The 15,060-nt window shown below is 56.2% G+C and carries 15 protein-coding genes and 1 tRNA gene; 8 read left to right on the forward strand and 8 right to left on the reverse strand.

Features of this window, described 5'->3' with window-relative positions:
• Positions 1–19 precede the first annotated feature (19 nt).
• Positions 20–646, reverse strand: a complete 627-nt coding sequence (gene tesA / locus HX773_RS09430; RefSeq protein ID WP_176971305.1) for a multifunctional acyl-CoA thioesterase I/protease I/lysophospholipase L1 — start codon at positions 644–646, stop codon at positions 20–22.
• Here tesA and ybbA point away from each other — a divergent pair.
• The 3 genes from ybbA (at position 614) to HX773_RS09445 (ending at position 4,541) form a co-directional block, all read left to right on the forward strand.
• Positions 614–1,300: a putative ABC transporter ATP-binding protein YbbA gene (gene ybbA, locus HX773_RS09435; RefSeq protein WP_176971306.1), complete on the forward strand. Its 687-nt coding sequence runs from the start codon at positions 614–616 to the stop codon at positions 1,298–1,300. The genes tesA and ybbA overlap by 33 nt on opposite strands.
• Complete coding sequence (gene ybbP / locus HX773_RS09440) at positions 1,297–3,714, forward strand: putative ABC transporter permease subunit YbbP (protein ID WP_176971307.1); 2,418 nt, start codon at positions 1,297–1,299, stop codon at positions 3,712–3,714. The genes ybbA and ybbP overlap by 4 nt, the downstream gene beginning before the upstream one ends.
• Before the next feature lie 83 nt (positions 3,715–3,797).
• Positions 3,798–4,541: a class I SAM-dependent methyltransferase gene (locus HX773_RS09445; protein WP_176971308.1), complete on the forward strand. Its 744-nt coding sequence runs from the start codon at positions 3,798–3,800 to the stop codon at positions 4,539–4,541.
• Positions 4,542–4,618: 77 nt separating this feature from the next.
• Here the strand turns inward: HX773_RS09445 and purK are convergent, their stop codons facing one another.
• From purK to ppiB, 4 genes are all read right to left on the reverse strand, one after another.
• Positions 4,619–5,683 carry a 5-(carboxyamino)imidazole ribonucleotide synthase gene (gene purK, locus HX773_RS09450; RefSeq protein WP_176971309.1) on the reverse strand — a complete coding sequence of 355 codons (1,065 nt, stop codon included), beginning with the start codon at positions 5,681–5,683 and terminating at the stop codon, positions 4,619–4,621.
• Positions 5,680–6,189, reverse strand: a complete 510-nt coding sequence (purE, locus tag HX773_RS09455) for a 5-(carboxyamino)imidazole ribonucleotide mutase (protein WP_008103823.1) — start codon at positions 6,187–6,189, stop codon at positions 5,680–5,682. The genes purK and purE overlap by 4 nt, the downstream gene beginning before the upstream one ends.
• A gap of 131 nt (positions 6,190–6,320) precedes the next feature.
• Positions 6,321–7,037 carry a UDP-2,3-diacylglucosamine diphosphatase gene (locus tag HX773_RS09460; RefSeq protein ID WP_176971310.1) on the reverse strand — a complete coding sequence of 239 codons (717 nt, stop codon included), beginning with the start codon at positions 7,035–7,037 and terminating at the stop codon, positions 6,321–6,323.
• Complete coding sequence (gene ppiB / locus HX773_RS09465) at positions 7,037–7,531, reverse strand: peptidylprolyl isomerase B (protein WP_061717425.1); 495 nt, start codon at positions 7,529–7,531, stop codon at positions 7,037–7,039. The genes HX773_RS09460 and ppiB overlap by 1 nt, the downstream gene beginning before the upstream one ends.
• Positions 7,532–7,901: 370 nt before the next feature.
• On the opposite strand from ppiB, the gene cysS reads away from it, so the two are divergent.
• Positions 7,902–9,287 (forward strand): cysteine--tRNA ligase, encoded by a 1,386-nt coding sequence (gene cysS, locus HX773_RS09470; protein ID WP_176971311.1) that lies wholly within the window; start codon positions 7,902–7,904, stop codon positions 9,285–9,287.
• Between the two features lie 32 nt (positions 9,288–9,319).
• Positions 9,320–10,411, forward strand: a complete 1,092-nt coding sequence (locus tag HX773_RS09475; protein WP_176971312.1) for an AAA family ATPase — start codon at positions 9,320–9,322, stop codon at positions 10,409–10,411.
• A 30-nt stretch (positions 10,412–10,441) separates the two neighbouring features.
• On the opposite strand, the gene ybcJ is transcribed toward HX773_RS09475, so the two are convergent.
• Both ybcJ and folD read right to left on the reverse strand, forming a co-directional pair.
• The gene (gene ybcJ / locus HX773_RS09480) at positions 10,442–10,654 is read right to left on the reverse strand and encodes a ribosome-associated protein YbcJ (protein ID WP_176971313.1); all 213 of its coding nucleotides are present in this window, start codon (positions 10,652–10,654) and stop codon (positions 10,442–10,444) included.
• Positions 10,654–11,520 (reverse strand): bifunctional methylenetetrahydrofolate dehydrogenase/methenyltetrahydrofolate cyclohydrolase FolD, encoded by an 867-nt coding sequence (gene folD / locus HX773_RS09485; RefSeq protein ID WP_176971314.1) that lies wholly within the window; start codon positions 11,518–11,520, stop codon positions 10,654–10,656. The genes ybcJ and folD overlap by 1 nt, the downstream gene beginning before the upstream one ends.
• 175 nt (positions 11,521–11,695) lie before the next feature.
• Between folD and HX773_RS09490 the strand changes: the two genes are divergently transcribed.
• From HX773_RS09490 to HX773_RS09500, 3 genes are all read left to right on the forward strand, one after another.
• On the forward strand, positions 11,696–12,199 hold the full coding sequence (locus HX773_RS09490; RefSeq protein WP_176971315.1) for a DUF1198 family protein: 504 nt from the start codon (positions 11,696–11,698) through the stop codon (positions 12,197–12,199).
• Between the two features lie 95 nt (positions 12,200–12,294).
• Positions 12,295–12,371: transfer RNA gene (locus HX773_RS09495), tRNA-Arg, on the forward strand.
• 175 nt (positions 12,372–12,546) lie between these two features.
• Positions 12,547–13,761, forward strand: a complete 1,215-nt coding sequence (locus HX773_RS09500) for a tyrosine-type recombinase/integrase (RefSeq protein WP_137241175.1) — start codon at positions 12,547–12,549, stop codon at positions 13,759–13,761.
• 217 nt (positions 13,762–13,978) lie between these two features.
• On the opposite strand, the gene HX773_RS09505 is transcribed toward HX773_RS09500, so the two are convergent.
• Complete coding sequence (locus HX773_RS09505; protein WP_176971316.1) at positions 13,979–15,010, reverse strand: IS630 family transposase; 1,032 nt, start codon at positions 15,008–15,010, stop codon at positions 13,979–13,981.
• Between the last annotated feature and the right edge of the window lie 50 nt (positions 15,011–15,060).

A 15,060-nucleotide genomic window follows, 5' to 3' on the forward strand; every position in this document is an offset into this window, starting at 1 on the left:
TAAAAATCACACGCCTGCATTAATCATGCTTTACTAGCGGGGCCAGTTCGGTCGCCATCAGGTTGGCGATAAACGGCTGAGCATCCGGATTGGGGTGAATTCCATCCTGCTGCATCCACTCCGGCTTCAGGTAGACCTGCTCCATAAAGAAGGGCACCAGAGGAATGTCGTACTGCTGTGCCAGGCGCGGATAGATCGCGCTAAACGCTTCCGTATAACGACGTCCATAATTAGCCGGCAGACGAATCTGCATCAGCAGCGGCTGCGCTTTAGCGGCTTTCACTTCGTCGATCACTTTGGTCAGATCCGCGGCGATATTCTGCGGCGGGAAACCACGCAGGCCATCGTTACCGCCCAATTCGATTAACACCCAGCGGGGTTGATGCTGTTTTAATAGGCCCGGTAAACGCGCCAGCCCTTGTCCTGCGGTATCTCCGCTGATGCTGGCGTTGACCACTTTGGGCTGCTGTTGCCACTCTTTATTCAGCAGGCTGGGCCAGGCCGCCGTGGCTGACATGCGATACCCGGCGCTCAGGCTGTCGCCCAACACCAGTAAGGTATCGGCGGCGGCGAGTCGGGACACAAGCAGAAGCAATAACAACAGGAAGGGATAATGCCAGCGGAAAACATTGTTGCAGTTCATCATCTTACTAAGTCCGTCGGTCAGGGAGAGCATCAGCTGACCATCCTTACCGGAGTTGAGCTGGTTGTCAAACCAGCTGAGACCATCGCCCTGATTGGCGAGTCCGGCTCTGGCAAATCCACACTGCTGGGCATTCTGGCCGGACTGGACGATGGCAGCAGCGGCGAAGTGCATCTGCTTGGCCAGCCGCTGCACAGCATGAATGAAGAGCAGCGTGCGGCGCTGCGCGCGCGCGAAGTGGGCTTTGTGTTTCAATCCTTTATGCTGGTGCCGACGCTGAACGCGCTGGAAAACGTGCAGCTTCCGGCGTTGCTGCGTGGCGACAGCGATCGCGAAAGTCGCAGCCAGGCGGTGGAACTGCTGACGGTGCTGGGTTTGAAAGATCGTCTGCACCATCTGCCGGCCCAACTTTCGGGCGGCGAGCAGCAGCGTGTGGCGTTGGCGCGTGCCTTTAGCGGTCGTCCCGGTTTGCTGTTTGCTGATGAACCCACCGGCAACCTCGACCGTAAAACCGGCGATCGCATCGCCGATCTGCTGTTCTCCCTCAACCGCGATTTTGCCACCACGCTGATTCTGGTGACGCACGATGAACAACTGGCGGCGCGCTGCGACCGTCGCTTACGGCTGCGCGACGGCAAGTTGTGGGAGGAATCATGATTTGGCGCTGGTTCTGGCGCGAGTGGCGTTCGCCCTCGCTGCTGATTGTCTGGCTGGCGCTCACGCTGGCGGTGGCCTGCGTGCTGGCGCTTGGCTCGATCAGCGATCGCATGGAAAAAGGCTTGAGCCAGCAGAGCCGCGACTTTATGGCGGGCGATCGCACCCTGCGTACCACCGCGCCAGCGCCGGAAGCGTGGCTTAACAAAGCGCGTGACGAAGGTCTCTCGGTCAGCAGCCAGCTGCACTTTATGACCATGACTTTCGCGCAAGAGACGCCGCAGCTGGCGGACGTTAAAGCGGTGGATAACGCCTATCCGATGTTCGGCACGTTGCAAACCGATCCGCCGGGCTTACGTCCACAAGCGGGCACGGTGTTAGCTGCGCCGCGTTTGCTGGCGCTGCTGAATCTGAAAGTGGGCGACAGCGTGGATGTCGGCGACACCACGCTGCGCATTGCCGGGGAAGTGATTCAGGAGCCGGATGGCGGCTTTAATCCGTTCCAGACCGCGCCGCGTCTGCTGATGAATCTGGCAGACGTAGAGAAAACCGGCGCGGTGCAGCCGGGCAGTCGCCTGAGCTGGCGCTATAAATTCTCCGGCGATCCGGCACCGCTGGCGCGCTATGACAGCTGGATCGAGCCGCAGCTGAAAGCCGATCAGCGCTGGATCAGCGTGGATAATTCGGAAGATGCGCTGGGCCGCTCAATGCAGCGCGCGCAGCAATTTTTACTGCTTTCGGCCTTGCTGACGCTGATGCTGGCGATTGCTGCGGTGGCGGTGGCGATGAGTCATTACTGCCGCAGCCGCTACGATTTGGTGGCGGTGCTGAAAACGCTGGGCGCAACGCGCAAGGCGCTGCAGCGGCTGATCATCGGTCAATGGCTGGCGGTGCTGCTGCTGGCGGCGATAGTCGGTAGCGCCTTGGGGCAGGGCATTGAAGTGATCCTGCTGCTGATGCTGAAACCGGTGCTGCCGGGCGCGCTGCCAGCGGCGAGTTTCTGGCCGTGGCTGTGGGCGATTGGCGCGATGTTTGTGATTTCGCTGCTGGTGGGTTTGCGTCCATATCGCTTGCTGATGGCGACGCAACCGCTGCGCGTACTGCGGCGGGATGCGGTGGCGAACGTCTGGCCGCTGCGAATCTATCTGCCGGCAATGGCGCTGGTGGTGATTGGCTTACTGGCGCTGCTGATGGGCGGCAGCAAAATGCTGTGGGCGCTGCTGGCGGGCGTGGTGATGCTGGCGCTGCTGCTGGCGTTACTTGGCTGGGGCACCTTGCTGCTGCTGCGTCGGCTGGTGGTGCGCAATCTGGCGCTGCGCCTGGCGATTAACCGTCTGCTGCGTCAACCGGCGATGACGCTCAGCCAACTGGCGGCGTTTTCGCTGTCATTTATGCTGCTGGCACTGCTGCTGGTGATGCGCGGCGATCTGCTGGATCGCTGGCAACAGCAACTGCCACCGGACAGTCCGAACTATTTCCTGCTGAACATCACCAAAGAGCAGGTGCCGCAGGTGCGCGACTTCCTGACCGGACATCAGCTGAAGCCGGAAACCTTCTACCCGATTGTGCGTGCGCGTCTCACCGAGCTGAACGGCAAAGAGGCCGATCCCAAGCTGGATAACGCACTGAATCGTGAACTGAATCTGACGTGGCAAGCGGAGCGTCCGGATCACAATCCGCTGATATCCGGTAACTGGCCGCCGCAAGCCGGTGAAGTGTCGATGGAAGTGGAGCTGGCGGATCGTCTGGGCGTGAAGCTCGGCGATAGCTTAACCTTCAGCGGCGATACGCAGCAGTTCAGCGCCAAAATCACCAGCTTGCGCAAGGTGGATTGGGAGAGTCTGCGGCCGAACTTCTTCTTTATCTTCCCGCCGGGCGCGCTCGATCAACAGCCGCAAACCTGGCTGACCAGCTTCCGCATGGAGAGCAATCCGGCGCTGCTGGCGCAGCTTAATCGCGCATTCCCGACGCTGAGCCTGCTGGATATCGGCAGCATGATGCGCCAAATCGGCCAGGTGCTGACGCAGGTGAGCCAGGCGCTGGAAGTGATGGTGGTGCTGGTAACGGTGTGCGGCGTGCTGCTGCTGCTGGCGCAGATCCAGGTTGGCATGCGTCAGCGTCGGCAGGAGCTGGTGGTCTATCGTACGCTCGGTGCCAGCAAGCGCCTGTTGCGCGGCACCTTATGGTGTGAGTTTGCGCTGCTTGGCGTGGTGTCGGGGATTGCGGCGGCGCTGGGCGCGGAAGCGGCGCTGTGGGGCTTGCAGCGCAAGATCTTCGATTTCCCGTGGCAGCCAGACTGGACGTTGTGGATCGCCTTGCCGATCGGCGGCGCGCTGCTGTTATCGCTGTGCGGTGCCTGGCTGGGGATTCGGTTGTTAAAACAGAAGGCACTGTTCAGAAGCTTTAGCGCCGGATAAGCAAAACGGTTTTGTCTTAAATTTAAGTTCTGGTCTGTGTGAGTCGACTCATGAAAGCAGACCAGACTTATTTAAGGCTCAACATGTCATCTCCACTTATCGTCAAATCCGTTGTTGAAATCGGCTGCTGTAAAGTCTGCCAGGGCGAAGCCACGCTGTATGGCGTGACCGATTTCAATACTGCCTGCTATGCGCAAAATGCCAGTCGCTACGTGTTTCCGCTAACCGGCGTGCCGATTTATTACCATCAGTGCCAAAGCTGCGGTTTGGTGTATACCCATGCGTTTGATGACTGGACGCCAGCGGATTATGCGCAGCATGTGTATAACGAAGGATATGCTGAGTTTGATCCCGCCTATGAGATTGATCGTCCTAGCAAAAACCGTGATTTGATATTGGCTTTATTTAAACGCTATCACGGCAAAAAGATGCTGGATTACGGCGGCGGCACCGGGACGCTGGCGCGTTTAATGCAGGAAGTGGGCATTGATATGGTGGCGTGGGATCCGTTTGTGCCGGGCGAGTATCCGGAACTGAATTCGTATGAATTTATGACCAGTTTTGAAGTGTTTGAGCACACACCCGATCCGCATAAAACGCTGGCAGAAGTGTCAGGATTTTTGAAAAAGGGCGGGGTGTTTTTCTTTAGTACCGGCACCACGGATGAAGTGAGCCATTTGGGAATGAATGATTGGTATATCGCGCCGCGTAATGGGCATATTACGATTCATTCTGAAGCGTCGCTGGATGCGCTGTTTAAGGCGCATGGTTTCCAGATTACGCATCTGAATCGCTGGAGCCATGTGGCGATGAAGATGGTGGGGTAACCCGGTGCGCATGAATGCGCACCCTACGAAAATCACACCAAACCACGTAGGGTCGCCATTTATGGCGACCTGGTTAATCAGAGCTTCTCAACCGCCCACGCAATCCCGCTTGCATACGTTTCCGGCAGCAGCGGCACCAGCGCATTCAAGGCTGATACCAGACGCGCGTGATCGCTATCGGTCAGATTAAGATGCCCAACCTTGCGGCCGGCGCGTACCTCTTTGTCGTACCAATGCAGATGTACCAGCGGCTGCTGCAGCCACGCCAGATTCACATCAGTACCAATCAGATTCACCATCACCGACGGCGCAAACACCACCGGTTGCGGCAGCGCCAGACCCAGTACCGCACGCAGATGCAGCTCGAACTGGCTGATTGACGCGCCATTCTGCGTCCAGTGGCCGCTGTTGTGCACGCGCGGTGCCAGCTCATTGATCAGCAAACCTTCTGGCGTAATGAAACACTCCATCGCCATCACACCAACATACTTCAGCTCATGCATGATGGCGCTGAGCATCGCTTCAGCCTGCTGTTGCTGTGCGGCATCGGCCTGCGGGAACGCCACGCTGGTGCGCAGAATGCCGTCCTGATGCAGATTATGCGTCAGCGGATAAAACACCGTGCTGCCATCGTGTCCGCGCGCACCGACCAGCGACACTTCGCCGCTGAAATTAATGCCTTGCTCAACGATGCATTCGCCGTAGCACTCATCGGGCAGCGCATCGGTTTCGTTGGCGCGCAAACGCCACTGACCGCGGCCGTCATAGCCGCCGGTACGACGCTTCACAATCGCCAGTTCGCCCAAGGTGCTGAACACGTTTGGCCACTCGGCTTTATCGGCCAGCAGCTGCCACGGCGCGGTAGCGAGGTTCAGCTGATCCAGCAGCTGTTTTTGCGTCAGGCGATCGGCCAGACGCGGGAAGATATCGCGATTCACAAATGCCGGATGGCTCGCCAGTTCGCGGGTTAACGCGGTTTCCGGCCAGCGCTCAATCTCAGCGGTGATCACGCTTTCGGCGATCGGCAGCGCAGAAGGTTCCGCATCCAGGCCCACCGGATACACCGCGATGCCGAGCGGTTCACCCGCCTGGCGCAGCATGCGGCCTAACTGACCATTTCCTAATACGCAAACCGGCTTCATGCGTCCTCCCGCGGATCCGGGTTGTTCAGCACTTCATCAGTTTGCGTTTGACGCCAGTTGGCGATGCGCGTTGACAGCGCGCTGTCGTGGATCGCCAGAATCTGTGCCGCCAGCAGGGCGGCGTTGGCAGCACCCGCTTTACCAATCGCCAGCGTACCCACCGGAATGCCGCGCGGCATCTGCACGATGGAGTAGAGGCTATCGACGCCGCTCAGCGCCGCGCTTTGCACTGGCACGCCCAGCACCGGCACCAGCGTTTTCGCGGCCAGCATGCCCGGCAAATGGGCAGCACCGCCTGCACCGGCGATGATCACCTGAAAACCGTTGTCGGCTGCGGTTTCCGCGAAGCTAAACAGTTTGTCGGGCGTACGGTGAGCTGAGACCACTTCAACGTGGAAGGGAACATCCAGGCTGTTAAGAATTTCCTCGGCGAACTGCATGGTAGCCCAGTCACTTTTGGAACCCATGACAATGGCGATACGGGCCGGGGCGGCGTTGGATGACATGCGGTCAACTCCTGTGAATATGCAAACGAACCTGGCCGGGCGGGCAGGCGAAGAAGGGCACAGAGAATAGCATGAGATGGCAGCAAGGAAAACGGTTGCGTAGGCGGAAAACGGGCATTGATGCCCGGATTTCAGAAGGGGAATTCGATCAGGCTTACGCCGCTGGTATCAAGCTGAATCATCGATCCGTTCTCATGCCAGGCACCCAGCACCGCGCGCTGGGCGTTTTCGCCGTGCAGCGGGAAGGCGTGAATGGCGGGACGATGCGTGTGGCCGTGAACCAGAATCGGCACCTGCTGGCGCGTCATCGCGGCTTCCACCGCGGACTGATTGACGTCCATGATGCTGACCGACTTGTGCTGATTCGCCTGCTTGCTGCCATTGCGCATGCGTGCGGCAATGCGCATGCGCAGACGCAGCGGCAACGCGAGGAACAGACGCTGCAGCCAGCGCTGATGCACTTTGGCGCGGAATCGCTGATAGCCTTCATCGTCGGTGCACAAGGTATCGCCGTGCATGATCAACACGCGATGTCCGTAGAGATCGAGCACCTTTTCTTCCGGCAGCAGCGTCATGCCTGAAGCAGCGGCAAAACGCTGGCCGAGCAGGAAGTCGCGATTACCGTGGATGAAGAATTTCGGTACCGGCAAGGCTTTGAGCGCCGCAGCGATTTGCTGATGCAGCGGATTAGGATCGTCGTCGCCGATCCAGGCTTCAAACAGATCGCCGAGGATGTAAAGCGCATCGCAGGAACGCGCTTCTCCCTGCAAAAAATGCAGAAAACCGGCAGTAATTGCCGGTTCTTCATGACACAGATGCAGATCTGCGATAAACAGCGTGCGCGACATTACTCGCTAACAGTCACTTTCTGGATGACAACATCTTCAACCGGAACGTCCTGATGCATGCCGCTGCGGCCCGTTTTCACCGCTTTGATTTTCTCAACCACGTCCAGGCCTTCAACCACTTCAGCGAACACGCAGTAACCCCAGCCTTGCAGGCTTTCATCACGGAAGTTCAGGAAGTCGTTGTCTGCCACGTTGATGAAGAACTGGGCAGTTGCAGAGTGTGGAGCCTGAGTACGCGCCATCGCCAGGGTGCCTTTGGTGTTCTTCAGGCCGTTGTTCGCTTCGTTGCGGATGTCTGCTTTGGTGTCTTTCTGCTTCATGCCAGGCTCAAAACCGCCGCCCTGAATCATGAAACCGTTGATTACGCGATGGAAGATAGTGTTATCGTAAAAACCTTCTGCGCAGTATTCCAGGAAGTTCTTCACGGTAGCCGGCGCTTTGTCATCGAAAGTTTTAATTACGATATCGCCATGGTTCGTCTGGAAAGTGACCATTATTTTCTTCCTGTCAAGGTTGTCGTCAGTATCAGTTGCCGCGCCTGCAAGGCGGCGAGGCATTTTTGTAGACGCTTCTTATATCACAATTTCCAATAACGCGTCAGTAACCGGACGGCAGTTGGCAAGCGAGCGATGCACAAGTCAGAAAAATACGGCACAATAACCGGCTTGATGTTTGTCAGTTAAGAGATGAAAACCGTTCTCACAGCGCGCGCATTCCGTAGCGGCGCAATTTATTGCGCGATAAATCGCGCCGCTACGGAATGTGCAGTCATTGAATACAGTGATAACTGGTTGGCTTGACGCAATAAACAGCAAGATTTTTGATAGTTCTATTCCCGCACACGTAAATAAACGGAACCGTTCAATGCTAAAGATTTATAACACCTTGAGTCGACAGAAAGAGGAATTCAAACCCATCCATGCCGGTCAAATCGGTATGTACGTGTGTGGTATCACGGTTTACGACCTCTGTCATATCGGCCATGGGCGTACTTTTGTGGCATTCGACGTGGTGGCGCGCTATCTGCGTTACGTGGGCTATCAGCTGAAGTATGTGCGTAACATCACTGATATCGATGACAAAATCATCAAACGTGCCAATCAAAACGGTGAAAGCATCGAAACGCTGACCAACCGCATGATCGCCGAAATGCACAACGATTTCGCTGCGCTCGGTATTCTGCCGCCGGATCTGGAACCGCGCGCGACGCGCCATATCGATGAGATCATCGAGCTGGTCGGCACGCTGATTGAACGTAAGCACGCGTACGTAGCGGACAACGGCGACGTGATGTTCGACGTGCTGAGCGACAAAGCTTACGGCGTGCTGTCGCGTCAGGATCTCGATCAGCTGCAAGCCGGGGCGCGCGTAGAAGTGGCCGATGTGAAGCGTAATCCCATGGACTTCGTGCTGTGGAAGATGTCTAAAGCGGACGAACCGGCGTGGAACTCGCCGTGGGGCAACGGCCGTCCAGGCTGGCACATCGAATGTTCGGCGATGAACTGCAAACAGCTCGGCACCCATTTCGACATTCACGGCGGCGGTTCGGATCTGATGTTCCCGCACCATGAAAATGAAGTGGCGCAATCCACCTGTGCGCACGATGGTCCGTATGTGAATTACTGGATGCACTCCGGCATGGTGATGGTTGATCGCGAGAAGATGTCGAAATCGCTGGATAACTTCTTCACCGTGCGCGATGTGTTGCAGCACTACGATGCCGAAACCGTGCGTTACTTCCTGATGTCGGGCCACTATCGCAGCCAACTCAACTACGGCGAAGATAACCTCAATCAGGCGCGTGCGGCGCTGGAGCGCTTGTACACCGCGCTGCGTCACACCGATGCCAACGCCACAGCGGCGGGTGGCGAAGAGTTTGAAGCGCGTTTCCGTACCGCGATGGATGACGACTTCAACACGCCGGAAGCCTATTCAGTGCTGTTCGACATGGCGCGTGAAGTGAATCGTCTGAAGACCGAAGACAAAGCCTCCGCTGATGCGCTGGCCGCCAAACTGCGCCAAATCGCTAACGTGCTGGGCATTTTGCAGCAGGATCCCGAGCAGTTCCTGCAAAGCGGTGCGCAGGTAAATGACGATGAAGTGGCGGAAATCGAGCATTGGGTGAAAGCCCGTTCCGATGCGCGTGCAGCCAAAGATTGGGCGCAGGCGGATGTGGCGCGCGACAAGCTCAATGAGTTGGGCGTGATCGTTGAGGATGGGCCGCAAGGTTCCAGCTGGCGACGCAAATAACCGGAGAGGGCGAGAAATCGCCCTTTTTTATTATGGCGATTGAACAGATTCATATTCACGGCTTCCGCTCGGTACGCGACCTGACGCTGCCGTTGCAGCAGCTTAACGTGGTGAGCGGCCCGAACGGCTGCGGCAAATCCAACCTGTATAAAGCGGTGCGATTGCTGCACGAAGCGGCTAGCGGACGCTTAGCGCTGGCGCTGGCGGAAGAGGGCGGCATCCAGAAAGCGATGTGGGCGGGCGGATTGCGGCGCGGCGATCGTCGGCACGATCCCAAACGTCTGGCGTTGGCGGTAGTGATGGACGATATGGATTATCAGCTCGATATCGGTTTTCCTGAGCCGCTCGTCACCAGCATGTTCAATCTCGATCCGCTGGTGAAAGAGGAGCGTTTATGGATGAGCGGCCAACGGCGGCGTCCTTCCTCCTGCATCATGCAGCGGCAAAATCAGACCGCCTTTTTGCATAACGTGCAAGGCGAGCGCGTAACCTATCCGGCGGTGCTGCATCCCGAAGAGTCGCTGTTTGGGCAACTGGGCGAACCGCATCTTTATCCTGAGCTTTCGCAGGTGCGCGAAAGGCTGCGTCAGTGGCGTTTCTATCATGAATTTGCTGTGTGGCCCGGTTCGCCGATTCGCGTGCCGCAGATTGGCGTACGCGCGCCGGTGCTGAGCCACGATGGCAGCAATCTGGCGGCGGCTTGGGCCACTATCGTTGAACGTGGTCATTCGGAATTACTGTTGGAAGTGATGGCCGAAGCCTTCCCAGACACGGAATTTCACGTGGATGTGCAGAATGGGCGTTTCCAAATGCTGATGTCACGGCGTGGAATTTTGCGTCCGCTGGAGAGCGCTGAGTTCTCTGATGGCACGCTGCGCTTTCTCTGCTTAGTGGTGGCGCTGCTCAGCCCGCGTCCGCCGGCGTTTATGGCGCTAAATGAACCGGAGAACAGTTTGCATGAAGATCTGCTGCCGGCACTGGCGCGCCTGATTGCCGAAGCCAGCCAGTTCAGCCAACTGTGGATCACCAGCCATTCACCGAAACTGGCGACGCTGATTGCGCAGCATACGGCGGTGAATCACATTGAGCTGGAGCAAATTGAAGGGGAAACTCGCGTCTTGTAGGGTCGCCATTTATGGCGACCTTCCGGATGACTACGCTACAACCGTAATCTTAAAACCTGCAAACTCAACCTTCTGGCCTTCAACAATCTTGCAGCGCTTACGCGTTTCAACTGTGCCATCGACGCGCACTTCGCCTTCCGCGATCACGGCTTTCGCCTGCGCACCGCTTTGCACCCAACCTTCGAGTTTCAGCAGGTCGCACAAATCTACGTGGGCATGTTTACCGAGAGAAAAACTGGCCATTATGCCTCCTCAATGTCGTGAAATTCTTCACACGCCGTCAGCGTGTTTTGGATCAGTGTAGCAACCGTCATTGGACCGACGCCGCCTGGAACGGGCGTGATGTACGAGGCGCGCTCAGCAGCCGCTTCGAACTCCACATCACCCACCACTTTGCCGCTGTCGAGACGGTTGATACCCACATCAATCACCACCGCGCCCGGCTTGATCCAGTCGCCCGGAATAAAGCCCGGCTTGCCGACCGCCACCACCAGCAGATCGGCGTGCTCAACGTGATGACGAAGATCTTTGGTGAAACGGTGCGTCACGGTGGTGGTGCAACCGGCGAGCAGCAGCTCCATGCTCATTGGACGGCCAACGATATTCGATGCGCCAACCACCACGGCGTTCAGGCCGTAAGTATCGATATTGTAGCGCTCCAGCAAGGTGACGATGCCGCGCGGCGTACACGGACGCAGCTTCGGTGCGCGCTGGCACAGACGACCGACGTTGTACGGATGGAAACCATCCACATCTTTGTCCGGCACGATGCGCTCCAGCACTTTGACGTTATCGATGCCGGCTGGCAGCGGCAGTTGCACCAAAATGCCATCGATCTCGTTGTCGTTATTCAGCTTATCAATCAGCTCCAGCAGCTCGGCTTCGCTGGTGGTAGCGGGCAGATCGTATGAGCGGGAGATGAAGCCCACTTCATCACAAGCACGACGTTTGCTGGCGACATAGATCTGCGAAGCCGGGTTTTCACCCACCAGCACAACTGCCAAACCGGGCGCACGTTTACCGGCCGCCAGACGCTGCTGTACTTTTTCGGCAACCTCAAGGCGCACCTGCTGCGCAATCGTTTTACCGTCAATAATTTTTGCTGCCATCAGAGAGGAAATCCATCTGTAGAGGGTTAGATCGGGGATGGCGCCTATTCTGTCAGAAGCGCGTGCGGCTGTCAGGTAGAGATTCGCCATCAACGCCGCTTTCCCGATTTTTCGCCGTGGCGCCCGCCCGCGTTAGCGCTTATGATGCCCGGCAGTGAATGAGATGGATGACGTGATGATTTGGTTAATTCTCGCCACGCTGGCGGTGGTGTTCGTGGTAGGTTTTCAGCTGCTGACGGCCAGCTCGCGCCATGCGGTGCAGGCGCTCAATAAACGGTTGCAACTGCCGCCGGTGCATATCGAATCGATGTTGTCGCTGATGGGCAAAGAGGCGGCAAAAGAGTTTACCGACTACATCGCGGGCGATAACGACACGCATCTGCACAATGGCGCTGCGGTGCTGCTGATTTGGCAGGTACTGATTGTCGATGGCAGCGACGAAAATATTCAGCGCTGGCATGGGATTTTGAGCCGGGCTGGGTTTTCAGCGTTGATTTCGAGGCAGCAGCTGTTGCTGGCGTTGGGGTTCTTGCGCCAGCTGGAGCCAGACAGCCAGGAACTGCACGCGCTGCGCGACCAGTACAATGCGCACTTCACACAGCAAGGGATTGAGCTGGAAGGCGAAACGGAACAGGGCGGGAATCTGGTGTCGTTAAGCGAATGGCGTAAGCGGCATTAAGGGGTTTTGGTTAATCTGGCAGCACTCCGTTGCTCGTGGGAGGCAAAAACGTTGACGCGCGAGCCGCTGGACGTATAATCCGACCCAATCACTATGCGCCCTTAGCTCAGTTGGATAGAGCACCGGCCTTCTAAGCCGTAGGTCACAGGTTCGAATCCTGTAGGGCGTACCATTTTCAAGTCAACACACTTCTACTGAATTCGCTTTTTATCCCTTATACTCCCTGAAATTACTGAATTTTTCTGTAACGAACTCTATCGAGGTCAACTCAGTTATACCCAAATCAAGTGGTATCTGGGGGCCTTTGAGGGGGCTCATCTCGTTCAATGGAAATTAGGGGCCCCTTTATGCCACTAAATGCACGACAGATTGATACTGCAAAACCTAAAGAAAAAGAATACAAGCTCACTGATGGCGGGGGTCTGTATCTGTTGGTGAAGCCTAACGGCGCGAGATACTGGCGCTTGAAGTATCGTTTTTTGGGTAAGGAGAAGAAGCTTTCTATCGGTGTTTACCCTGATATCTCTCTGGCTGATGCTCGTTTGAAGCGAGAGGAAGCACGGAAAATCATTGCTTTAGGCGGTGACCCTGGAGAGGAAAAGAAAGCAGGAAAATTGGCTCAAAAGGCCAATGTCGAAAATACTTTCAAGGCTATCGCGCTGGAATGGCATGAGTACAAGCGGCCTAACTGGTCGAAAGGCTATGCCGAAGATCTGATGGAAGCATTCGAGAACGACATCTTTCCTGATATTGGTAAGCGTCCCATTGCTGAGATCAAACCGCTCGAAGTGCTCAGCTCACTGCGTAAACTCGAAAAGCGGGGTGTGCTCGATAAACTGCGTAAGATCCGTCAGGCCTGCAATCAAGTATTCCGTTATGCCATAGTCACCGGCAGAGCTGAAACTAACCCGGCCTCTGAACTGGCAAGTGCTTTAACTGCACCTAAATCCACCCATTATCCCCATCTGTTAGCTGATGAACTCCCTGATTTCTTACAGGCTCTTGCCGCGTATTCTGGTAGCCCGATCACCCGACTGGCTACTCGTATTCTGATGTTGACCGGAGTTCGCACCGTCGAACTCCGCCAGGCTGAATGGAAAGAGTTTGATTTCGATAAACGTGTTTGGGAAGTTCCGGTCGAAAGGATGAAGATGCGTCGTCCGCACCTGGTCCCTCTATCCGATCAAGTTGTGGCAGCACTGCGAGAGATCCAGGCAGTGACGGGCCGTTACAACCTGGTTTTCCCAGGCCGTAACGACATTACGAAACCGATGAGTGAAGCGAGTATCAACCAAGTACTGAAAAGGATTGGTTATCATGGGAAGGCTACGGGGCACGGTTTCCGACACACGATGAGTACTATCCTGCATGAACAGGGCTATAACACGGCGTGGATCGAGTTACAGCTTGCGCATGTGGATAAGAACACCATTCGTGGCACTTACAACCATGCGCAGTATCTGGAGCAGCGTAGGGAGATGCTGCAGTGGTACGGGGACTATGTGGATAACTTAGAATTCGGTGGGGATGTGGTTCATGGGAAGTTTGGTAGCCGAGTCTAAGTTAACGTGATTTTTCTTAATTAGATCAACAGTGCTAGAGCGAAAGTTCTGGCACTGTTGGTTTCAGCAGCCACTTGTTTTTTTGTTTCGGTGAGATAATGGAAGGTTTGTGCTGGGGTGGTGACCGTAATCAGGCCGGAACCGATGATCACGAACACCGTCAAAAAAGTAGTACGTGTGATGGACTATGATACCTAAATAGCTGCGCCTAATACCGCTACACTTTCGCGAGACCATGCTTACCTCCCGGGAATGGACTGACGGTTTTCATAAAATGGTGAACCTTTCTCAGCAACTGCCACATCGAGCGGCACTGATGGTTGCGGGTTATCGTGTCGTGAAGCGCCTGCCATAGGCGCTCAACGTGGTTCACCCACGGCGAGTAGACCGGCTGATAAATCACTCTGAACTTCGGGTTACCTTTCAGCCAGCGCTGTGTTTCACGGCTCTTGTGGATGATGTAGTTATCCACGATAAGTGTGATGGTTTTTGCCCGTCTGTATCTGGCTTTCAGGTGATTCAGCAGGCCGATGAACAGCGCCGAACTCTTGCTGTTGCCACCAACGTAACTGACTTTGCCCGTACCGCTGTGCAGAGCCCCGGCCAGGTAGTATTTTTCATTCTGCCCCGGCGTAACAACTCGCTTTTGTTGTCCCCGTAACTGCCAGTCTGCGCCGATTTTGGGATTGAGGTGGATATCCACTTCATCTTCATAAAATACCGGATGTTCTGCACTGCACTCGTCCAGCGCTTTATGAATGGCTGCCATCTTTTCATCTTTATGCGGGTCACGGATACGCAGGGTTGGTGCTGCCCTGCGCCATACAAGCCCGGCTGACGGCAGCCAGCGGCGAATCGTTCCCGCATGTAACTGACAGCCGGTTATCTCATTGATTTTTATTGCCAGTAATTCTGTACTCCAGCGTGAACGCTGGTAGCCAAAATCGCCGGGAGAGTGTTTTATCAGCTCACGTAACAATGCGCATATATGCTCAAACGGCCAGCGACGGGAACGTCCTGCGGGTAAGGATTGAAGGCCTTCGACACCCGACAACGTAAACCAGTTAATCCAGCGTCCGACGGATGAACGTGCGCAGCAGAGCGTTCTGGCGACATCGCTGACACGGTCTCCCCGGTGCAACATCAGTATGGCGGTGAGTCTGCGTGCATGATTTTTATCGCGCGTTTTATGGATAGCTTTCTGCATCAGCCGTCGCTCGTCGCGGGGAATGGGTGCTATGATCGGCATTGCTCAGTCCGGTTGGTGATTTGTGATGTTTAGCGATTGATCAGATCGCA

The organism is Pantoea sp. B9002 (assembly GCF_013385945.1).
Taxonomy (GTDB): domain Bacteria; phylum Pseudomonadota; class Gammaproteobacteria; order Enterobacterales; family Enterobacteriaceae; genus Pantoea.